We start from the raw sequence: 18,948 nt of genomic DNA on the forward strand, positions 1-18,948 counted from the left end.
TGACCGAACTGGCCGTGACGCGCGCACGCGCGCCACGGCGGGAGGATTCGCAGTGGCCAGGGACTACTACGGCACGCTCGGAGTGAGCCGGGACGCAACGCCCGAGCAGCTCAAGCGCGCCTACCGCAAGCTCGCCCGCGAGCTGCACCCCGACGTCAACCCTGACCCGGAGGCCCAGGAGCGCTTCCGCGAGGTCAGCGCCATCTACGAGGTGCTCTCCGATCCGGAGAAGCGCAAGCTCGTCGACCTCGGCGCCGACCCGCTGGACCCGTCCGGCGGCATGCGCGGAGCGGGCGGCGGCATGGGTGGCGACCCGTTCGGCGGGTTCGGCCTCGGCGACATCATGGACGCGTTCTTCGGCGGCGGGGGCGGCGGCGGGCGCGGCCCGCGCAGCCGGGTCCAGCCCGGTTCGGACGCGCTGATCCGCGCCGAGCTGACCCTTGAGGAGTGCAACAGCGGCGTCACCCGCGAGATCAGCGTGGAGACCGCGGTCCTGTGCACCACCTGCTCCGGTTCCGGCTGCGCGGGCGACTCCCGCCCGGTCGGCTGCGACACCTGCGGCGGGCGCGGCGAGGTGCAGTCCGTGCAGCGGTCCTTCCTCGGCCAGGTCGTCACCGCCCGGCCCTGCCCGGCCTGCCGCGGCTTCGGCGAGGTCATCCCCGACCCGTGCCAGCAGTGCGGCGGCGACGGCCGGGTCCGCGCGCGGCGCACCATCACCGCGAAGATCCCGCCGGGCGTGGCCGACGGCATGCGGGTGCGGCTGGCCAGCCAGGGCGAGGTCGGCCCCGGCGGCGGACCCGCCGGTGACCTCTACGTGGAGGTCGAGGAGCTGCCGCACGAGGTCTTCACCCGCGACGGCCACAACCTGCACTGCACGATCCGGGTCCCGATGACCGCGGCGGCGCTGGGCACCTCGATCCCGCTGGAGACCCTGGACAGCGAGGAGGAGCTGACCCTGGAGCCGGGCACCCAGCCCAACACGGAGCTGGTGCTCAGCGGGCGCGGCATGCCCCGGCTGCGGTCCTCCGGGCGCGTCGACGGCCGCGGCAACCTGCACGTGCACGTCGAGGTCGTGGTGCCGTCCAAGCTCGACACCAAGCAGGCCGACCTGCTGCGGCAGCTGGCCATGCTGCGCGGCGAGGACCAGCCGGAGCTGGCCACCAACGGCCGGGGCAACGGCGGCGGCCTGTTCTCGCGGCTGCGCAGGCGTTGACCTCCACCAGCGGTCTGCCGGTCTTCCTGGTGGACACCCTGCCGCCGGGGCCGACCGCTGTGCTCGACGGCCCCGAAGGCAGGCACGCCGCCACCGTGCGCAGGCTCCGCCCCGGCCAGCGGCTGCTGCTCTCCGACGGCGTCGGCGGGCTCGCGGACTGCTCCATCGAGCACGTCGACGACGGCGCTCTCCAGCTGTCGGTGCGCAGGGCGTGGCAGGAGCCGGTGCCCGCGCCGCGGGTGGTCCTGGCGCAGGCACTGATCAAGGGCGACCGTGGTGAGCTCGCAGTCGAACTCGCGACCGAGGCGGGCGTCGACGCCGTCCTGCCGTGGCGCGCCTCCCGCTGCATCGCCCGCTGGGACGACGGCCCGCGCGGCGCGAAAGCCTTGGCCAAGTGGCGTTCCACCGCGCGCGAGGCGGCGAAGCAGGCCCGCAGGTCCCGCCTGCCCGAGGTGGGCGAGCCGGTCAGCACCAGGCAGCTCGCCGCGCTCGTCCGCGCAGGCGCGGGAGCGCTGGTCCTGCACGAGTCGGCCGAGGTGCCGCTGACCGAGATCCCGCTGCCCACCGAAGGCGACCTGATCATCGTGGTCGGACCGGAAGGCGGCATCACCGACGACGAGGTCGCCGCGCTCACCGAAGCGGGCGCGCACGCGGTGCGGTTGGGGCCAACGGTGCTCCGCGCGTCGACGGCCGGAGCGGTGGCTCTGGGGGCTCTGGGAGTGCTCACGGAGCGATGGCGATCATGACCGCACTATGCCGCCATCGGATACGAAGTCCTTATACATAACCGAATGGGCGCATTAGGGGCTCGAACGGCCCCTATAGCTACCTGAGTATGTAGCGAACGCCGCGCGCCTCGCGTTACTCTCGGTGGCCACGGCAGCGGAGCCGCCCCGGGCGGTTTCCACCGTGAGTGACCTCGGGTGACGGGCACCCGAAGGATCGCCGGACACCTCCCCCCTCGGTCCGGCGTCGGCTGCGTCGCGGCGGAGTAACCCCCAGGCTCCGCCGCGACGTACCTTCCGCGCTCTTCGGGCTACTTCTGATCCCGTCACCCCGCACCATTAGCCTCTCGGCCATGAGTGCTGCGGACTGTCTGTTCTGCCGGATCGTCGCGGGGGAGATCCCGGCCAAGGTCGTGCACGAGAGCGAGAACGTGCTGGCGTTCCGGGACATCAACCCGCAGGCGCCGACGCACGTGCTGGTGATCCCGAGGGAGCACTACCCGCACGCCGCCGCGCTCGCCGCCGCCCGGCCCGAGGTGACCGCCGAGCTGGTCGCGGCCGCCGGGACCATCGCCGAGCAGGAGGGAATCTCCGAAGCCGGCTACCGGTTGCTGTTCAACACCGGGGAACAGGCCGGGCAGACCGTCTTCCACGCGCACCTGCACGTGCTCGGCGGGGAGTGGCTCGGCGGCCTCGTCGGCGGGGAACTGCGCTAATGCGGTGGGGGCGGCTCCGCCGGTGCGGCTAGCATCCTCCTGTTCAGAAGACGCACACACCAGGAAGCAGGCCCGAGCGGATTTGTCCGGTAGCGCACAGGACGAGGCAGCCCGTTCCACCGAACCCAGCGGCGGGGGCCAGGACGGCGCGACCCGAGAGGGCACGCAGTCCAAGCTGACCGTCCCCGACGACGCCGTGCTGGCGCTGCTGGGTTCCAGCGACGAGAACCTCCGCCTCGCGGAGGAACTGCTCGCCGCCGACGTGCACGTCCGGGGCAACGAGATCACCCTGTCCGGCGGCGCCCAGGACGTGCTCTTCGCCGAGAAGGTCTTCACCGAGCTGATCGCCATCGCCAAGGGCGGCCAGCAGGTCGGCCCCGACGCGGTCCGGCGCAGCGTGGCGATGCTGGCCACCGGCGGCAAGCAGTCGCCAGCCGAGGTGCTCGGCCTCAACATCATCTCCAGGCGCGGCCGCACCATCCGGCCGAAGACCCTGAACCAGAAGCTCTACGTCGACGCCATCGACTCGCACACCGTGGTCTTCGGCATCGGCCCGGCCGGTACCGGCAAGACCTACCTGGCGATGGCCAAGGCCGTGCAGGCGTTGCAGGCCAAGCAGGTCTCCCGGATCATCCTCACCCGCCCCGCGGTCGAGGCGGGGGAGCGGCTGGGCTTCCTGCCGGGCACGCTCTACGACAAGATCGACCCGTACCTGCGCCCGCTCTACGACGCGCTGCACGACATGATCGACCCGGAGTCGATCCCGCGGCTGACCGCGGCGGGCACCATCGAGGTCGCACCGCTGGCGTACATGCGTGGCCGGGCTCAGCCGGTGTTCACCAAGGTGCTCACGCCGTGGGGTTTCCGGCCCATCGGTGAACTCGAAGTCGGCGATCTCGTCGTCGGCTCGGACGGCCGCCCGACGCCGGTTCTCGGTGTCTTCCCCCAGGGGCCCAAGAACATCTACCGGGTCAGCACGCAGGACGGCGCGTCGACCCTCTGCTCGGAGGACCACCTGTGGGCGGTGGCCACGCGTGACGACCGGCGCCGGGGCAAGCCGCTTCGGGTGCTGGAGACCAAGGAGATGGTCGGCCGACTGCGCGCCGAGCACTACCACCGCTACGAACTGCCGTTGCTCAGCAAGCCGGTGGAGTTCGTGCCGGAGCCGGTGCCGATGGATCCGTATGCCCTGGGACTGCTGCTGGGCGACGGGTGCCTCACCGGCTCGACCACGCCTTCCTTCGCCACGGCCGACTCTGAGCTGGCCGAGATGCTCGAAGCCGCGCTGCCCGGCGTTCGGGTCCGTTCGCGAGGTGGACCCGACTACGTTCTCAACCGCGTCACCTCGCCGGGCGACGTGATCACCGTGGAGAACCCCGTGACGGCGGTTCTGCGCCAGCTCGCTCTGTGGGGCGCCAGGTCGGACACCAAGTTCGTGCCCGAGGCGTACCTCTACAACAGCGCGAGCGTTCGTCTGGCGGTTCTCCAAGGGCTGCTGGACTCCGACGGCGGCCCGGTCACCCAGAGCGGTCGTACCTGTCGCATCCAGTACACGACCACCTCGCGCGGCCTTCGAGAGGACGTCCTGTTCCTCGTTCGTTCGTTGGGCGGTGTCGTCTACGAGCGCACTCGTCCTGCGCTGGGGAGGACGCCGGGGCTTGCCAAGGGGCGCGACGTTCATCACCGCAACGACGCCCACATTCTCGAGATTCGGCTCCCCGAGGGCGTCGAGCCGTTCCGGTTGGCGCGGAAGGCGGCGAAGTACCAGAGCAGCGGTGGCGGGCGCCCGATGCGCTACATCGACCGGATCGAGCCCGCGGGTACCGACGAGGCCGTGTGCATCCAGGTCGGGGCGGCGGACTCGTTGTACGTGACCGAGGACTTCCTGCTCACGCACAACACGCTCAACGACGCGTTCATCATCCTCGACGAGGCGCAGAACACCACGCCCGAGCAGATGAAGATGTTCCTGACCCGGCTCGGCTTCGGCTCCAAGATCGTGGTCACCGGCGACGTCACCCAGGTCGACCTGCCCGGCGGGCAGAAGAGCGGCCTGCGCGTGGTGCAGGAGATCCTCGGCAAGGTCGACGATATCCACTTCTCGCAGCTGACCAGCCAGGACGTCGTCCGGCACCGGCTCGTCGGGGACATCGTGGACGCCTACGAGCGGTGGAACGTCATCCAGGACGACGGTCAGCAGGACCGCGGCGGCAAGGCTCGGAAGGGACGCCGGTGAGCATCGAGATCGCCAACGAGTCCGGAGTGGCGGTCGAGGAGACCTCGATCGTCGCGGCGGCGCGGTTCGCGCTGGACCGGATGAACGTCAGCCCGCTCGCGGAGCTGTCGGTGCTGCTGGTCGAGCTGGACGTGATGTCCGACCTGCACGAGCGGTGGATGGACCTGCCCGGTCCCACCGACGTGATGGCCTTCCCGATGGACGAGCTGGACTCCGCGCGCCGCCCCGACGCCGCCGGGGTGGGTCCCGCGCTGCTCGGCGACATCGTGCTCTGCCCCGCCTTCGCCAAGGACCAGGCCCGCAAGGCCGGGCACGCGCTGATCGACGAGCTGCACCTGCTCACCGTGCACGGCGTGCTGCACCTGCTCGGCTACGACCACGCGGAGCCGGAGGAGGAGAAGGAGATGTTCTCGCTGCAGAACAGGCTCCTCGCCGACTTCCGCGGGCAGCGGGCCGAGGAGCAGCGCCGCGCCGCCCAGCGCAGCGCCGACGACCGGGTGCTCGGCGCGGTCGGCCTCGACGAGGACCAGACCGGCGGCTGAACCCATGACCAGCTCCACCGCGCTGATCGTGTTGGCGGTGCTGCTCGTGCTCGCCGCCGGGGCGTTCGGTGCCGCGGACGCCGCCTTCGGAACGGTGTCCCGGGCGCGCGTGGACGCGTTGGTGCGCCAGGGTCGTCTCGGTGCGCGCCAACTGTCACTGGCCATTGTGGACAGACCACGGCACATCAACCTGTTGTTGTTGCTGCGCCTGGCTTGTGAGCTGTCCGCGACGGTGCTCGTGACCATGGTCTGCCTGCGGCACATCGACCCGGACTGGGTCGCGTTGCTCACCGCGGGCGTCAGCATGCTCGTGGTGTCCTACGTGCTTGTCGGCGTCGGGCCGCGCACCATCGGCCGTCAGCACCCCTACGCGGTGGGCATGGTCGTCGCGGCGCCGGTGCGCGTGCTCGGCATCGTGCTGGGACCGTTGAGCCGCTTGCTGATCCTCGTCGGTAACGCGATCACACCGGGCAAGGGCTTCCGTGAGGGGCCGTTCTCCTCCGAGGTGGAGCTGCGCGAGCTCGTCGACATGGCCCAGGAACGCGGGGTCGTGGACGACGACGAGCGCGAGATGATCCACTCGGTGTTCGAGCTCAGCGACACGATCGCGCGCGAGGTCATGGTGCCGCGCACCGAACTCGTGTGGATCGAGCGCGCGAAGACGGTGCGCCAGGCGCTCGCGCTCAGCCTGCGCACGGGGTTCTCGCGCATCCCGGTCATCGACGAGTCCGTCGACGACGTGGTCGGCGTCGTGAACATCAAGGACCTGGCGCGAGCGTCCACAGTGGACTACGAGACCGCCTGCCGCACCACGGTGGACGAGCTGATGGGACCCGCCGAGTTCGTCCCGGACTCCAAGCGGCTGGACGAGCTGCTCAAGGAGATGCAGCTCTCCCGCAGGCACATGGCGATCCTGGTCGACGAGTACGGCGGCACCGCGGGGCTGCTGACCATCGAGGACATCATCGAGGAGATCGTCGGCGAGATCACCGACGAGCACGACGCCGACGAGCGGCCGCCGGTGGAGGAGCTGGCCGACGGGGCGGTGCGGGTCTCCTCGCGGCTGCCGGTCGAGGACCTCGGCGAGCTCTTCGACGTGGAGCTGGACGACTCGGAGGTGGAGACCGTCGGTGGCCTGATGGCGCAGCGCCTCGGCCGGGTCCCGCTGCCGGGCGCCGAGGCGGAGATCGAGGGCCTGCGGCTGCGCGCCGAGGGCGGCAAGGACCACCGCGGGCGGATGCGCATCACCACCGTCCTGGTGCACAGGGCGAACAACGGCAACGGGCGCTCCGCCGATCGCGGCGAGGAGCGGGAGGGAGGCGACGGCCATGGCTGAGCAGCGGGAGCTGGACCCCGAGGACGCCAAGATCGTCACGCTGGCCAGGTCCGCGCGGGCCCGCACGGGAGCGGCCGAGGGCGCGGCGGTCCGCGACACGGACGGCCGGACCTACTCGGCGTGCACCGTCGCGCTGCCCTCGCTGCGGCTGACCGCGGTGCAGGCCGCGGTGGCGGCGGCGGTGGCCAGCGGGGCCGAGGGGCTGGAGGCGGCCGCGGTCGTCACCGGCGCCGACGCGGTCGACGCCGATTCCCTTGCCGCGGTGCGGGATCTAACGAACACCGCCACCGTGCTGCGTGCCGACGCCGCCGGCGCGGTGCTGGAAGTTCTCCGCTGACTCCGGGGTGAGCTGCTGCGGGATGACGCGTTCGGCGAGCGCCTCGTCGACGTAGTCCAGCAGCAGCCGCCGTTCCCGGCGCCAGCGGCGCTGGAAGTGGAAGCCGATCAGCACCATGTACGCGGGTGGCAGCAACAGCCACACGAGGAACAGCGCGATCCCGGTGCCATCGCGCGCGAGCTCGGACCAGAGCATGTAGTGACCTTAGTCACGCAGCGGTCAAGGTCGAGCACTCCATGTGAGCGCCCGCCGATCGGGCGACCGCATTCTGGGTGACCCGCCGCGAGGCCCCGGCCCACGCGACGGGCGACCGTGCGAAAGCCACCCTCGCTACCCGCACCACCGGCGAGTTGTCCACATCGGACCCCGTTGTCCACAGATCCCGGGCAACGCCCACCAGCCGCCCGCCCGCCACCGCATCCTCGATCCATGCCCACCAGCCGCACGGTCATCGACCTCGATGGCCTCGCCACCGTCTTCCCGCACCGGGTCGCCAGGATCACCGCCCTGGTCGGCCTGGGGATCAGCTCCCCGTCCGCCTACCGCCGCTGCCAGCCCGGCGGCCCGTGGCGGTCCCTGTTCCCCGGGGTGCTCCTGCTCGGCCCGGAACCGCCGACGCGGACGCAGCTCGTCCAGGGCGCGCTGTGCTTCGCGGGCCCGGAGGCGATGGTCAGCGGCCACGACGCGCTCCGGCTGCACGGCGCGCGCATCACGGAGGCGGGCGGCCAGGTCCACCTGCTGGTGCCGCACGGGCGTCAGCTGCGCAGCTGCCGGACGCTGTTCGTGGAGCGCACGCGGCGCATGCCGAAACCGGTGCTGCGCAAGGGATTCCTGACCGCTCCGGTGAACAGGGCACTGCTGGACACCCTGCGCGGGATGCGACATCCGATGACGATGCGCGCGCTGCTGCGGGAAACGGTGTACCGCTACCACCTCGACCCGGCCGAGCTGCTCTGCGAGCTGTCGCTGGGCAGCGCGCGGGGTTCGGCCTATCCGAAGCGGTTGCTGGCCGAGCTGTCCGATCCGCGCGCGGTGGAGTTCTCCCCGCGCCGGGTGGTGCAGCTGTCCGGCGTGCCGAAGCCGAGGTGGAACGTGCGGGTCCGCGGCGCCGACGGCGACGTGATCGGTTGGGCGGACGCGTGGTGGGACGAGGTGGCGATGGCGTGGCGGATCGTGGAGAACAGCCTCGCCGGGACCGAGCTCACCAGCACCGGGGTGATCGTCGTGCGCACGGCAAGAAACCACCTCCTCGGCGACGCGGCGGACGTCGCCGGGGAGCTCCGAAGGGCCTACGCCCGAGCGGCTCGCAGACCACGCCCCCGGGTGGTCGCGGCGTGACGGGCGTAGAGAGGGTGGCCTTCACCGATGCCCCCGACACCGTGAAGGCCACCCCGCCCCGGAAACTCCGGTCAGCAGCCGAGCAGCTGCCCGGCCAGGTAGGACTCCAGCTGGTCCATGGCCACCCGCTCCTGGGTCATGGAGTCCCGCTCCCGCACGGTGACCGCGTGGTCGGAGAGGGTGTCGAAGTCCACGGTCACGCAGAACGGCGTGCCGATCTCGTCCTGGCGGCGGTAACGCCTGCCGATGGCGCCCGCGTCGTCGAAGTCCACGTTCCAGTGCTTGCGCAGCTGCGCGGCCAGGTCGCGGGCCTTGGGCGAGAGGTCGGAGTTGCGCGAGAGCGGCAGCACCGCGGCCTTCACCGGCGCGAGGCGGCGGTCAAGGCGCAGCACCACGCGCTTGTCCACCCCGCCCTTGGCGTTGGGCGCCTCGTCCTCGGTGTAGGCCTCCAGCAGGAACGCCATCATCGGCCTGCCGACACCCGCGGCGGGCTCGATCACGAACGGCCGGTACCGCGAGTTCGTGGCCTGGTCGAAGTACATCAGGTCGACGCCGGAGTGGTTGGAGTGCGTGGTGAGGTCGAAGTCCGTGCGGTTGGCGACGCCCTCCAGCTCGCCCCACTCCTGCCCGGCGAAGCGGAAGCGGTACTCCAGGTCGACGGTGCGCTTGGAGTAGTGGGAGAGCTTCTCCTTGGGGTGCTCGTAGTGCCGCAGGTTCTCCTGGGCGATGCCGAGCTCGGTGTACCAGCGGGTGCGCTCGTCGATCCAGTACTGGTGCCACTCCTCGTCGGTACCGGGCTCGACGAAGAACTCCATCTCCATCTGCTCGAACTCGCGGGTCCGGAAGATGAAGTTGCCCGGGGTGATCTCGTTGCGGAAGGACTTGCCGATCTGGCCGATGCCGAACGGCGGCTTGCGTCGGGCGGTCGTCTGCACATTGAGGAAGTTGATGAAGATGCCCTGGGCGGTCTCGGGCCGCAGGTAGTGCATGCCCTCCTCGGTCTCCACCGGGCCGAGGTGGGTCCGCAGCAGGCCGTTGAACATCTTCGGCTCGGTGAACTGGCCGCGGTTGCCGCAGTTCGGGCACGGCACGTCGGAGAGGTCGCCCTCGATCAGCTCCTTGCCGGTGCGCTCGGAGTACTCCTCGGCGAGCTGGTCGGCGCGGTGGCGGCGGTGGCAGGACTGGCACTCCACCAGCGGGTCGACGAACTCGGCGACGTGGCCCGACGCCTCCCAGACCTCCCGGGGCAGGATCACCGAGGAGTCGATGCCGACGACGTCCTCCCGGCTCTGCACCATGAACTTCCACCACTGGCGCTTGATGTTGTCCTTCAGCTCGACGCCGAGCGGACCGTAGTCCCACGCGGACCTCGTCCCGCCGTAGATCTCGCCGCAGGGGTAGACGAAGCCACGGCGCTTGCAGAGGCTGACGACGGTCTCGATCTGATCGGCGGGCACGAACGCTCCAGGCGGGTTTGTACGAGCACTACTTCAGGAGTTCGCAAGCGTAGCGGCCCAGTTCACCGGCCCCGAAACGGGATTCGCGCACGCCCGGGGGCCGCGAATCACTACCCGGAATCGTTCCGCCGACACCGAACTTCACCCGGTCGGGCCGAGACCGGTTTTCGATTAGACATGCAATCGTGCGCATATGAGTATTTGTCTCCTCACGGTCATCGCCCCGGTGGCCGGCACCAGAGGAGCGAACATGAGCGCGGCACTCGACCACCGCCCCGCGGAGACCCACCAGCACACGCACGGCCCCGGCTGCGGCCACGACGCAGTCCTGCACGGCGACCACGTGGACTACCTGCACGACGGCCACGTGCACCGCGAACACCGCACCGAAGAGGGGGTTCACTACGACGAGTGCGACACCTGCACGTGCTCCGGCTGCTCGGACAACTGCGCGGTCTGCTCCTGTGCCGACTGCTCATGCCCGACGTGCAACCACGCCACCTGCCAGTGCTCGGGCTGCTCCGACTCGTGCCAGAACTGCACGTGCGCCAGCTGCACCTGCCCCACCTGCAACCACGCCGCCTAACCCTCACCTCCCAGCCCCCAACCCCGTTTCGTACTCATAACGGGATTTGGGAGCGCTCTTTTTCCCGCTATGAGTACGAAACGGGTCAGCGGGGGGTGGAGCGGGGTTGGGCGGCCTCGCCGAGGCGGACGGTTCCGGCGTCCTCGGCGAGCAGGCTCGGGTGGTCGGTGACGGCGCCGCCGGTGGCCTCGGCGAGGACCTCGTAGGCCGCGGGCTCGTCGGGCAGGGCCTCGGAGAGCAGGGGGATCACGTGCTCCCGGACTTCGAAGGGGGAGAGGGCGCGGCGGTAGGCCACCACCGACTCGAACTCCACCACGAGCACCCAGCGGTCCGCCTCGTCGGTCGCCCTGGCGAGGTGCCCGGAGCGACAGCGGGGTTGGGCGGTGAGCAGTTCGAGGGCGCGCCGGGCGCGCGCGGTGAACGTCCCGGCCTCGGCTTCGGTCACGGCGAAGCGGCATACCAGCAGCACCCGCCCATCCTGGCAGGATGGCCGCGCGTCCCGGTCCCACGGGGCGGTGGATGATGGCTGTGATGTCGCCCTGAAGGGATGAGGAGGCGCCATGAACCAGCGCAGGTCACCGCGCGCTCAGCTGCTGCCGGGCAGCGGGCCGCTCTCCCGGGTGCCACCGGCGGCGGCGTTCTTCGGAGTGCTGGTGCTGTTCGTGGCCGGTGTGCTGATCAAGGGTGTGGTCGGCGCGGTGCTGCTGGGCCTGCTGACGCTGGGCGTGCTGGGGTTGCTCGTCGCCGCGTGGCGGGTGCTGTCCCCGGTCGACCGGCTGATGCGGTTCGTGGTGTTCGCCGCGATGGTCGCCGTGACCTTCTCGGTGCTGGGCTGATCCGGAGTTGGGCTGATCCGGTGCCGGGCTCGGCGCGGGCGAACACGATTACCGTCGTCTCCTAGAATGACGGGTAGCCTTGCGCTCCCGGGTGCCTTCCGGTATTCGGTCGGTCACTGCCGAAGATCCGCTTGCGGGATCGAGCACTGCCAGCGAGATCCGCTCGCGGGATCGAGCGTTGATGGAGAGGAGCCATGTCCGCCGTGAGTCAGGACTCCACGTCGCCGGCACCGCACGGCGTTGCGGACGGTCCCGTTCTCGCGCCGGTCGAGGCCGCTCCCGCGGGCGAGCACGTGCACTCGCACGACCGCACGCCACCACCGCCCGCACCGCGCCGCGATACGAAATCGCTGGTCGCCGCGGGTGACCTGCTGCGAGCCCTCGCGGCGCCGGTGCGGATCGCCATCGTGTTGCAGCTGCGCGAGTCCGAGCGGTGCGTGCACGAGCTCGTCGACGCGCTCGGCGTGACCCAGCCCCTGATCAGCCAGCATCTGCGCGTGCTGAAGTCGGCCGGTGTGGTGCACGGTGAACGGCACGGCCGCGAGGTCGTGTACCGGCTCGCCGACGAGCACCTGGCGCACATCGTGATCGACGCCGTCGCGCACGTGGAGGAAGCGTGACCATCAGCGAACGGCCGACTCCGGCGGTGCCCGGACTGCGGGCCACCAAGCAGCGGGCGGCGGTGTCGAAGCTGCTCGACCAGCTCGACGAGTTCCGTTCCGCCCAGGAGATCCACGAGGAGCTCCGGCGCCGCGGTGAGGGCATCGGCCTGACCACCGTGTACCGGACCCTGCAGAGCCTGGCCGACGCCAGCGAGATCGACGTGCTGCGCACCGGCTCCGGCGAGGCGATGTACCGGCGCTGTTCGGCGCACCACCATCACCACCTGGTGTGCCGCACCTGTCAACGCACCGTCGAGGTGGAGGGCCCGGCCGTGGAGCGGTGGGCCGAGAAGATCGCCGCCGAGCACGGCTTCTCCGAGGTCAGCCACACCATCGAGATCTTCGGCACCTGCGCCGACTGCACCCGCTCCTAACCCCCCGGGGGTATCCCGTTTCGTACTCATAACGGGATTTGGGAGCGCTCTTTTTCCTGCTAAGAGTACGAAACGGGAAAGCGGTGGGGTTACTCGTAGGGCATCTCGGGGATGGGGATCTGTTTGATGCTCGCCACGGTCAGCGACGGGGTGTAGGAGTTCGCCTCCGTCGCGGTGCCGGGCTGGATGCGGCCGGTCACCTCGACCCAGCTGTCCACGGCGTAGCCGGACGCGCTCGGCTCGCCGTCCAGGCGCACCCGCACCGGGGTGGCGTCGGCGGCGCAGCACCCCATCACCAGGCGCGCCATCAACGTGGAGTTCTTGTCCCGCACGATGAAGCCGCTCATCCGGACCGTGCGGTCGTTGAGGGTGTTGGCGTCGTCCCACGCGGAGCGGGTGACGAAGTCGGTCATCGTGATCGGCACGACGTCGCCGGGCGGCAGCGGGTCGAACTTGGCGCCGCCGGTCTTGCGCTCGCTCTGCGCGACCGAGCGGCCGTCGTTGCGGGTGACCGAGTCCGAGCCGAGCGCGGGCGGGGCGATCAGGAAGATCGCCAGCACCGGGAGCATCAGCATCCAGCTGCTGCGGCCGTGCGCGTGCCCGTCATCATGAGAACCGGAGTCGTGCGAGTGCCCGTCGGAGGCTGAGCCGCGGACGTGCTTCTTCAGGTCGCGGACGATCGCGAAGAGCGCGAGCAGCACCATGACGGCACCGGTCGCGAGCACCATCCACTGGAACGAGGGCTTGACGTAGTTCAGGTACGCGCCGGTGAACCCGATCTTGAGCAGTGCCCCGCCGAGCAGCACGAGCAGGATGTTCTGCGTTTCACGCCTCATCGAACCCCTCCGAAGACCACCAGGCCCGCGCCGACCGCGCACAGGATCGCCACCACGAACGTCAGCGGGGCGAAGCGCGCCGCGAACGGGCGGCCGAACGCCCCCGCCTGCATCGCGATCAGCTTCACGTCCACCGCCGGACCCACCACGAGGAACACCAGCCTGGGCAGCAGCGGCAGCATCGACAGGGACGCCACCACGAACGCGTCGGCCTCGCTGCACAGCGCCAGGATGACCGCGAGCAGCGCCATCACGATCACGCCGAGCACGACCTGACCGCCGAGCGAGGTCATCCACGACCCGGGGACGAGCACGTGCAGCGCCGCTGAGGTGACCCCGCCGAGCACCAGGAACCCGCCCGCCTCGACCAGGTCGTGCCGCGCGGTCTCGGCGAAGATCGTGAACTTCGAGTCGCCCGCCTTCGGCTCGGGCCTGCGCAGCGCGCGCTCGGCGATCCACTCCGCCTTGCCCAGCCGCAGCCACAGCCAGCCCATGACCACTGCGGTCAGGAACGAGCCGAGGAAGCGGGCGAGGACCATCAGCGGCTCGCCGGGGAACGCGACGGCCGTGGAGACCAGCACGATCGGGTTGACCGCGGGCGCGGCCAGCAGGAAGGTCAGCGCGGCGGCCGGAGCGACGCCCTGCTGCATCAGCCTGCGGCTCACCGGCACGGACGCGCACTCGCAGCCGGGCAGCGCCATGCCCGCGACCCCGGCGACCGGAACGGCCAGCGCGGAGTTGCCCGGCAGCGCCTTGCGCAGCGCGCTCATCGGCACGTACGCCGCGATGAGGCCGCTGAGCAGGACACCGAACACCAGGAACGGCAGCGCCTGCACGCACACGGCGACGAAGATCGTCGAGCCGGTGCGCAGCTCGGGCACGTTGAAGAACTGGGTCAACGGGGTCCGGAAGAGCAGCGCCAGCACCAGCACCAGGCACAGCACTTCCAGCGATGACGGAACCCAGCGGCGGCGTTCCTCGGGAGCCTCCGGCTCGGCCTCGGTGGTCGTGGTCACCCGGACATGGTGCCAGGCCGATCCGATAACCGTTACCAACGACCGCCGGTTATGCGCGGTGCCGGGGTCCCTTCGGCGCGGAGAGCGAGTCCCGCAGCTTCGAGCTGTTGCCGATCATGATCCCGAACAGGGTGCCGAGCGCGTCCCTGCTCAGCCCCTCCGCCGGGAACTCGTAGCGCAGCGTCAGGTCCATCTTGCCGTCGTTGCGCGAGAGCACCGGGGTGCCGCCGAAGGGCAGCTCCGAGGCGCGGTCGATCGCCGAGAGCGCCAGTTCGGCGTCGTCGGGGAGGTTGACCGCGACGACGCACATCAGGCTGAGCACGACCAGGCCCTCGGCCAGCTGGGCGGCCTGGACCAGCCACGGGATGCCGGAGTGCTCGAAGAACAGCGCGCCCCCGTCGTCGACGCGGACCTCGTGGTAGGTCTCCAGGGCGCCGCGCGCGTGGCTCAGCAGCGCCGCCGTGTTCGCCGCCTCGGTCACTTCGCGCTCACCTGGTTCGGCACGGCGCCACCGTAGCGGCGGTCCCGCTTGGCGAAGATCTCGCAGGCGTGCCACAGGTCGCGGCGGTCCATGTCCGGGAACAGCTTGTCCAGGAAGACCAGCTCGGCGTACGCGGACTGCCAGAGCAGGAAGTTCGAGGTCCGCTGTTCGCCCGAGGTGCGCAGGAACAGGTCGACGTCGGGCATGTCCGGCTCGTCGAGGTAGCGCGCAAGCAGCTTCTCGGTGATCTTCTCCGGGTTGATCTCCCCGGAGGCCACCCTGCGGCCGATCTCCCGCGCCGCGTCGGCGATCTCCGCGCGCCCGCCGTAGTTGACGCACATGGTGAGCGTCAGCACGTCGTTGTCCTTGGTCTGCTCCTCGGCGGCCTCCAGCTCCTTGATCACGCTGCGCCACAGCTTCGGCCGCCGCCCGGCCCAGCGCACGCGGACGCCGATGGAGTCCATGTAGTCCACCTGGCGGTGGATGGTGTCGCGGTTGAAGCCCATCAGGAACCGGACCTCGTCCGGGCTGCGCTTCCAGTTCTCGGTGGAGAAGGCGTACGCCGAGAGCCACTTCACCCCGGCGTTCACCGCGCCGTTGACGAGTTCGATCAGCACGGCCTCACCGCGCTTGTGACCCTCGATCCTGGGCAGCCCGCGCTCCTTGGCCCACCGGCCGTTGCCGTCCATCACCAGCGCGATGTGCTTGGGCACGAAATCGGCGAGCACGGTGGGGAACGTCGCGCCGGAGGGGTGTGCCTCGGGAGCCTGGATGTCGGTCCGCGTGCGGCCGGAACGCCGTCGCAGCATGGGTTCGCCTTCTTTCCCTGCGAGTTCAGCCGTCGATCCTACGCAGTGCCCGAGCGCGGGATAGCGTGGCCTCTCGTGATCTCTCCGGCCGTTCGGCTCACCGTGTGCCGGGACTGCTGTTGCGGCAACGCGACCAAGCACCCCGGCGTCGACCACGACGCGCAGCTCGCCCGGCTGCGCGAGATAGCCGAGGCGACCGGGGCCGCCGTCACCGTCTCGGACTGCCTCGACGTGTGCGAGCACGCGAACGTCGTCGTGGTGCACCGCCGGGGCGGCAGGCCCGAGTGGTTCGGTTTCGTGAAGGGCGACGGAGTGCTCGACGACCTGCACGAGTGGATCAAGGGCGGCGGGCCCGTTCCGGACACCCTTGAGCTGCACCGGATCTCCCCGCCCGTGCGGTCCTGAGGACGGCTGCGAGAATGACGGGCGTGACCAGCCCCAAAGACGCACACCGGTCCGGGTTCGCCTGCTTCGTCGGCCGCCCCAACGCGGGCAAGTCGACCCTGACCAACGCGCTGGTCGGCTCCAAGGTCGCGATCACCTCGGACAAGCCGCAGACCACCCGGCACACCATCCGCGGCATCGTGCACCGCGAGGACGCGCAGCTGATCATCGTCGACACCCCCGGCCTGCACCGGCCGCGCACCCTGCTCGGGCAGCGGCTCAACGACCTGGTCATGGAGACCTGGTCGGAGGTGGACGTGATCGGCCTGTGCGTGCCCGCCGACCAGAAGGTCGGCCCCGGCGACAAGTTCATCGCGAGCGAGCTCGCCAAGATCGCCAAGAAGACCCCGGTGATCGGCATCGTCACCAAGACCGACCTGGTCCCGCCGAAGCAGGTCGCCGAGCAGCTGCTCGCCCTGCAGCAGGTGATGGAGTTCGCCGAGCTGATCCCGGTCTCGGCGGTGGACGGCTACCAGGTCGGGCTGCTGGCGGACCTGCTGGTCAAGCGGCTGCCCACGGGGCCGCAGCTCTACCCGGCCGGGGAGCTGACCGACGAGCCGGAGCAGACGCTGATCGCCGAGCTGATCCGCGAGGCCGCGCTGGACGGGGTCCGCGACGAGCTGCCGCACTCGATCGCGGTCACCGTCGAGGAGATGCTGCCGCGCGAGGGCCGTGACGACATGCTGGAGATCCACGCCGCGCTGCACGTGGAGCGGCAGAGCCAGAAGGCCATCGTGATCGGCCGCGGCGGCGAGCGCCTGAAGCAGGTCGGCATGGTCTCCCGCAAGCAGATCGAGAAGCTGCTCGGCACCAAGGTCTACCTTGACCTGCGGGTGCGAGTGGCCAAGGACTGGCAGCGCGATCCCAAGCAGCTGCGCCGCCTCGGTTTCTGACGGCGCTTTTGTCGGGGGTAGGTGGGAGAATCCGGTGGTGAGCCTGTATCGCGACACCGGTGTGGTGCTGCGGGTGCAGAAGCTGGGTGAGGCCGACCGCATCATCACGCTGCTGTCCCGCCAGCACGGCAAGGTGCGCGCCGCCGCCAAAGGCGTGCGCCGCACCAGCTCCCGGTTCGGCGCGCGGCTGGAGCCGTTCTGCCACGTCGACGTGCAGTTCTACACGGGGCGGACCCTCGACGTCGTCACTCAGGTGGAGACGGTGGACGCCTTCGGGCCCGGGATCGTCGGCGACTACCCGCGCTACACGGCCGCCTGCGCGGTGCTGGAGACCGCGGACCGGCTCAGCGCCGAGGAGGGTGAACCTGCGCTCCGGCTGTACCTGCTCGTCGTCGGCGCGCTGCGGGCGCTGGCCGGACGGGAGCGCGACGCCGCCCTCGTACTGGACGCTTTCCTGTTGCGCGCCATGGCTTTCGCGGGTTGGGCGCCTGCTGTCTCCGAGTGCGCGCGCTGCGGTACGCCCGGCCCGCACCGGTCGTTCAGCGTGCCGGTCGGCGGCGCGGTCTGCGGCGGTTGCCGTCCCGCGGGCGCGGCCAAGCCCGTCCCGGACACCTTCCGGATGCTCGACGCGCTCCAGCACGGCGACTGGCCGGTCGCGGAGAGCATGCCCAACACGATCCGCCGGGAGAGCAGCGGCCTGATCGCCGCACACCTCCAGTGGCACCTGGAACGGCAGTTGCGGTCGCTCCCCCTGGTCGAACGGCAGCGGGTATGACCATTCGTCCTTACCGCCCAAGCGATTTCGACGCCGTGCACCTCATCTGCCTGGCCACCGCGAACGCGGGGGTGCCGATGACGGGGCTGCCGGACCCGGACATCGTCGGCCACTGCTTCGCCGATCCCTACGTCACCTTCGAACCCGAGTTGGCCTTCGTCTACGAGGATGGGGAAGGTGTCGCGGGCTACGTGATCGCGGCGTTGGACACGACGGCCTTCGAGAACCGTTGGCGCGCCGAGTGGTCGCCGAGGTTCATCGAGAGCCACCCGCCGCCCTCGGTCTCCGCCGAACCCGAGGCGGACGCGTGGCTGCGCGAGTTCCTGCACAACCCGTCGTCCCCGGCCGCGACGGACTTCTCCGACTACCCCTCGCACCTGCACATCGACCTGCTGGCGCGGGCGAGGGGAGCCGGACGCGGCCGCGAGCTGCTGGCCGTGCTCTTCGAAGCCTTGCGCGCCAAGGGTTCCCCGGGTGTGCACCTATTGGTCGGCCGGAACAACCCGGGTGCGGTCGCGTTCTACCGCACGGTCGGCTTCACCGAGCTGACCACGTCGGTGCCGGGCATAGCGGCCTTCGGCATGCGGCTGGACTAGAGCCGCCGCACGTCCAGCGCGGTCTCGCTGACCTTGCCGTCCGCGTCGCGCTCGACGACGTAGGCACCGGAGTTCTTGCGCTCCGCCAACGCTTCCACGAGTTCCGTGCCCCGGTAGAGCAGGCCCGCGCCATCGTCGGTGCAGTAGGTCAGGCCCAGCTCCCCGGACGCGACGCCCGCGTGCACCAGTGGCCGCCGCCGCTTCTCGGAGTCGTAGTGGACCCCGTTGTGGAACGGCAGGAAACCCAGGCCGTTGTTGACCAAACGCAGCTCCGGGCCGAAGGAGTCGGTCGGCCCGCCCTGGTGCCAGCAGATCGAACCCGCCGACACACCGGCCAGCACGACTCCGCGCTGCCACGCCTCGCGCAGCACCTCGTCCACGCCGTGCAGCCGCCACAGCGCGAGCAGGTTGGCCACCGAACCGCCGTGCACCCACACCACGTCGCAGCCGAGCACGAACTCGCGCAGGTCGCCGGTCGGCGGCATCGGGAACAGGTTGAGGTGGCTGGCCCGATAGCCCGCGAGGTCTGCGGCCTCGGAGAAGTCGGCGTTCCACGTGCGCTGGTCACCCGAGGCGGTGCCGATCTGGCAGATCCGCGGCGCGCGCCCGCTCACCCCGGCCAGTTCCACGGCGTGGTGCACCAGCGGCGCGAGCTCGATGCGGGTGCGATGACCTGCGAGGTAACCACCCGAGGTGGCGAGGATCGTCGGCTGTTCAGCGGGCATGGACCGATCCTGCCA

General features: G+C 70.6%; 23 protein-coding genes and 3 pseudogenes. 18 read left to right on the top strand and 8 right to left on the bottom strand.

Translation table 11 applies throughout. From position 1 onward, the window contains the following. Positions 1–52: 52 nt before the first annotated feature. From dnaJ to NLX83_RS17335, 9 genes and pseudogenes are all read left to right on the top strand, one after another. A complete protein-coding gene (gene dnaJ, locus NLX83_RS17295; RefSeq protein WP_254235874.1) occupies positions 53–1,213 on the top strand; it encodes a molecular chaperone DnaJ in 1,161 nt (386 codons plus the stop codon). Beyond that, positions 1,210–1,959 (top strand): 16S rRNA (uracil(1498)-N(3))-methyltransferase, encoded by a 750-nt coding sequence (locus NLX83_RS17300; RefSeq protein ID WP_374118746.1) that lies wholly within the window; start codon positions 1,210–1,212, stop codon positions 1,957–1,959. The genes dnaJ and NLX83_RS17300 overlap by 4 nt, the downstream gene beginning before the upstream one ends. Positions 1,960–2,291: 332 nt before the next feature. Next, on the top strand, positions 2,292–2,654 hold the full coding sequence (locus tag NLX83_RS17305) for a histidine triad nucleotide-binding protein (protein ID WP_254235875.1): 363 nt from the start codon (positions 2,292–2,294) through the stop codon (positions 2,652–2,654). An 82-nt stretch (positions 2,655–2,736) separates the two neighbouring features. Next, positions 2,737–3,477 (top strand): annotated as a pseudogene (locus NLX83_RS17310) (PhoH family protein); the annotation flags it as partial. 447 nt (positions 3,478–3,924) lie between these two features. Further along, a pseudogene (locus NLX83_RS17315) lies at positions 3,925–4,275 on the top strand (LAGLIDADG family homing endonuclease); the annotation flags it as partial. A gap of 279 nt (positions 4,276–4,554) precedes the next feature. Then, a pseudogene (locus tag NLX83_RS17320) lies at positions 4,555–4,890 on the top strand (PhoH family protein); the annotation flags it as partial. Then, the gene (ybeY, locus tag NLX83_RS17325; protein ID WP_254235876.1) at positions 4,887–5,432 is read left to right on the top strand and encodes an rRNA maturation RNase YbeY; all 546 of its coding nucleotides are present in this window, start codon (positions 4,887–4,889) and stop codon (positions 5,430–5,432) included. The pseudogene NLX83_RS17320 and the gene ybeY, both read left to right, overlap by 4 nt. Before the next feature lie 4 nt (positions 5,433–5,436). Further along, the gene (locus NLX83_RS17330) at positions 5,437–6,768 is read left to right on the top strand and encodes a hemolysin family protein (protein ID WP_254235877.1); all 1,332 of its coding nucleotides are present in this window, start codon (positions 5,437–5,439) and stop codon (positions 6,766–6,768) included. After that, entirely contained in the window at positions 6,761–7,105 is a 345-nt protein-coding gene (locus NLX83_RS17335) for a cytidine deaminase (protein WP_254235878.1), read from the top strand. Before NLX83_RS17330 ends, NLX83_RS17335 begins: the two co-directional genes overlap by 8 nt. Here the strand turns inward: NLX83_RS17335 and NLX83_RS17340 are convergent. Then, entirely contained in the window at positions 7,040–7,300 is a 261-nt protein-coding gene (locus NLX83_RS17340; protein WP_254235879.1) for a hypothetical protein, read from the bottom strand. The genes NLX83_RS17335 and NLX83_RS17340 overlap by 66 nt on opposite strands. Positions 7,301–7,534: 234 nt before the next feature. Here NLX83_RS17340 and NLX83_RS17345 point away from each other — a divergent pair, with 234 nt between their 5' ends. Continuing rightward, positions 7,535–8,443 (top strand): hypothetical protein, encoded by a 909-nt coding sequence (locus NLX83_RS17345; RefSeq protein WP_254235880.1) that lies wholly within the window; start codon positions 7,535–7,537, stop codon positions 8,441–8,443. Between the two features lie 71 nt (positions 8,444–8,514). On the opposite strand, the gene NLX83_RS17350 is transcribed toward NLX83_RS17345, so the two are convergent. After that, complete coding sequence (locus NLX83_RS17350; protein ID WP_254235881.1) at positions 8,515–9,900, bottom strand: glycine--tRNA ligase; 1,386 nt, start codon at positions 9,898–9,900, stop codon at positions 8,515–8,517. Between the two features lie 250 nt (positions 9,901–10,150). On the opposite strand from NLX83_RS17350, the gene NLX83_RS17355 reads away from it, so the two are divergent. Next, positions 10,151–10,486, top strand: a complete 336-nt coding sequence (locus tag NLX83_RS17355; protein WP_254235882.1) for a solute carrier organic anion transporter — start codon at positions 10,151–10,153, stop codon at positions 10,484–10,486. An 85-nt stretch (positions 10,487–10,571) separates the two neighbouring features. Here the strand turns inward: NLX83_RS17355 and NLX83_RS17360 are convergent, their stop codons facing one another. Continuing rightward, complete coding sequence (locus tag NLX83_RS17360) at positions 10,572–10,955, bottom strand: antibiotic biosynthesis monooxygenase (RefSeq protein WP_254235883.1); 384 nt, start codon at positions 10,953–10,955, stop codon at positions 10,572–10,574. Between the two features lie 91 nt (positions 10,956–11,046). Here NLX83_RS17360 and NLX83_RS17365 point away from each other — a divergent pair, with 91 nt between their 5' ends. From NLX83_RS17365 to NLX83_RS17375, 3 genes are all read left to right on the top strand, one after another. Next, positions 11,047–11,322: a hypothetical protein gene (locus NLX83_RS17365; protein ID WP_254235884.1), complete on the top strand. Its 276-nt coding sequence runs from the start codon at positions 11,047–11,049 to the stop codon at positions 11,320–11,322. Between the two features lie 194 nt (positions 11,323–11,516). Then, positions 11,517–11,942: an ArsR/SmtB family transcription factor gene (locus NLX83_RS17370; RefSeq protein ID WP_254235885.1), complete on the top strand. Its 426-nt coding sequence runs from the start codon at positions 11,517–11,519 to the stop codon at positions 11,940–11,942. Next, entirely contained in the window at positions 11,939–12,358 is a 420-nt protein-coding gene (locus NLX83_RS17375; protein WP_254235886.1) for a Fur family transcriptional regulator, read from the top strand. The genes NLX83_RS17370 and NLX83_RS17375 overlap by 4 nt, the downstream gene beginning before the upstream one ends. A gap of 89 nt (positions 12,359–12,447) precedes the next feature. Here NLX83_RS17375 and NLX83_RS17380 read toward each other — a convergent pair whose 3' ends face one another. From NLX83_RS17380 to NLX83_RS17395, 4 genes are read right to left on the bottom strand one after another with little or no spacing between them, the layout of a single operon-like run. Beyond that, positions 12,448–13,194, bottom strand: coding sequence for a TIGR03943 family putative permease subunit (locus NLX83_RS17380; RefSeq protein ID WP_254235887.1), 747 nt, complete (start codon positions 13,192–13,194; stop codon positions 12,448–12,450). Continuing rightward, positions 13,191–14,210: a permease gene (locus tag NLX83_RS17385; protein ID WP_254235888.1), complete on the bottom strand. Its 1,020-nt coding sequence runs from the start codon at positions 14,208–14,210 to the stop codon at positions 13,191–13,193. The genes NLX83_RS17380 and NLX83_RS17385 overlap by 4 nt, the downstream gene beginning before the upstream one ends. Before the next feature lie 49 nt (positions 14,211–14,259). Beyond that, the gene (locus NLX83_RS17390) at positions 14,260–14,691 is read right to left on the bottom strand and encodes a hypothetical protein (RefSeq protein ID WP_254235889.1); all 432 of its coding nucleotides are present in this window, start codon (positions 14,689–14,691) and stop codon (positions 14,260–14,262) included. Further along, on the bottom strand, positions 14,688–15,500 hold the full coding sequence (locus NLX83_RS17395) for an isoprenyl transferase (RefSeq protein WP_254235890.1): 813 nt from the start codon (positions 15,498–15,500) through the stop codon (positions 14,688–14,690). Before NLX83_RS17395 ends, NLX83_RS17390 begins: the two co-directional genes overlap by 4 nt. Positions 15,501–15,575: 75 nt before the next feature. Between NLX83_RS17395 and NLX83_RS17400 the strand changes: the two genes are divergently transcribed. The 4 genes from NLX83_RS17400 to NLX83_RS17415 are packed head-to-tail and all read left to right on the top strand — an operon-like array spanning position 15,576 to position 18,208. Next, positions 15,576–15,905 carry a (2Fe-2S) ferredoxin domain-containing protein gene (locus NLX83_RS17400; RefSeq protein ID WP_254235891.1) on the top strand — a complete coding sequence of 110 codons (330 nt, stop codon included), beginning with the start codon at positions 15,576–15,578 and terminating at the stop codon, positions 15,903–15,905. 14 nt (positions 15,906–15,919) lie between these two features. Further along, the gene (gene era / locus NLX83_RS17405; RefSeq protein ID WP_254235892.1) at positions 15,920–16,837 is read left to right on the top strand and encodes a GTPase Era; all 918 of its coding nucleotides are present in this window, start codon (positions 15,920–15,922) and stop codon (positions 16,835–16,837) included. A 37-nt stretch (positions 16,838–16,874) separates the two neighbouring features. Continuing rightward, entirely contained in the window at positions 16,875–17,612 is a 738-nt protein-coding gene (gene recO / locus NLX83_RS17410; RefSeq protein ID WP_254235893.1) for a DNA repair protein RecO, read from the top strand. Beyond that, complete coding sequence (locus tag NLX83_RS17415) at positions 17,609–18,208, top strand: GNAT family N-acetyltransferase (protein WP_254235894.1); 600 nt, start codon at positions 17,609–17,611, stop codon at positions 18,206–18,208. The genes recO and NLX83_RS17415 overlap by 4 nt, the downstream gene beginning before the upstream one ends. Here the strand turns inward: NLX83_RS17415 and NLX83_RS17420 are convergent. Next, positions 18,205–18,933 carry a peptidase E gene (locus NLX83_RS17420; protein ID WP_254235895.1) on the bottom strand — a complete coding sequence of 243 codons (729 nt, stop codon included), beginning with the start codon at positions 18,931–18,933 and terminating at the stop codon, positions 18,205–18,207. The genes NLX83_RS17415 and NLX83_RS17420 overlap by 4 nt on opposite strands. Between the last annotated feature and the right edge of the window lie 15 nt (positions 18,934–18,948).

The organism is Allokutzneria sp. A3M-2-11 16 (assembly GCF_024213555.1).
Classification (GTDB): Bacteria; Actinomycetota; Actinomycetes; order Mycobacteriales; family Pseudonocardiaceae; genus Allokutzneria.

Coding starts and splice junctions, on each gene's coding strand:
- NLX83_RS17305 (WP_254235875.1), top strand. CDS start 2,292: ATGAGTGCTGCGGACTGTCTGTTCTGCCGGATCGTCGCGGGGGAGATC.
- NLX83_RS17330 (WP_254235877.1), top strand. CDS start 5,437: ATGACCAGCTCCACCGCGCTGATCGTGTTGGCGGTGCTGCTCGTGCTC.
- NLX83_RS17335 (WP_254235878.1), top strand. CDS start 6,761: ATGGCTGAGCAGCGGGAGCTGGACCCCGAGGACGCCAAGATCGTCACG.
- NLX83_RS17340 (WP_254235879.1), bottom strand. CDS start 7,300: ATGCTCTGGTCCGAGCTCGCGCGCGATGGCACCGGGATCGCGCTGTTC.
- NLX83_RS17345 (WP_254235880.1), top strand. CDS start 7,535: ATGCCCACCAGCCGCACGGTCATCGACCTCGATGGCCTCGCCACCGTC.
- NLX83_RS17355 (WP_254235882.1), top strand. CDS start 10,151: ATGAGCGCGGCACTCGACCACCGCCCCGCGGAGACCCACCAGCACACG.
- NLX83_RS17365 (WP_254235884.1), top strand. CDS start 11,047: ATGAACCAGCGCAGGTCACCGCGCGCTCAGCTGCTGCCGGGCAGCGGG.
- NLX83_RS17370 (WP_254235885.1), top strand. CDS start 11,517: ATGTCCGCCGTGAGTCAGGACTCCACGTCGCCGGCACCGCACGGCGTT.
- NLX83_RS17380 (WP_254235887.1), bottom strand. CDS start 13,194: ATGAGGCGTGAAACGCAGAACATCCTGCTCGTGCTGCTCGGCGGGGCA.
- NLX83_RS17395 (WP_254235890.1), bottom strand. CDS start 15,500: ATGCTGCGACGGCGTTCCGGCCGCACGCGGACCGACATCCAGGCTCCC.
- era (WP_254235892.1), top strand. CDS start 15,920: ATGACGGGCGTGACCAGCCCCAAAGACGCACACCGGTCCGGGTTCGCC.
- NLX83_RS17415 (WP_254235894.1), top strand. CDS start 17,609: ATGACCATTCGTCCTTACCGCCCAAGCGATTTCGACGCCGTGCACCTC.
- NLX83_RS17420 (WP_254235895.1), bottom strand. CDS start 18,933: ATGCCCGCTGAACAGCCGACGATCCTCGCCACCTCGGGTGGTTACCTC.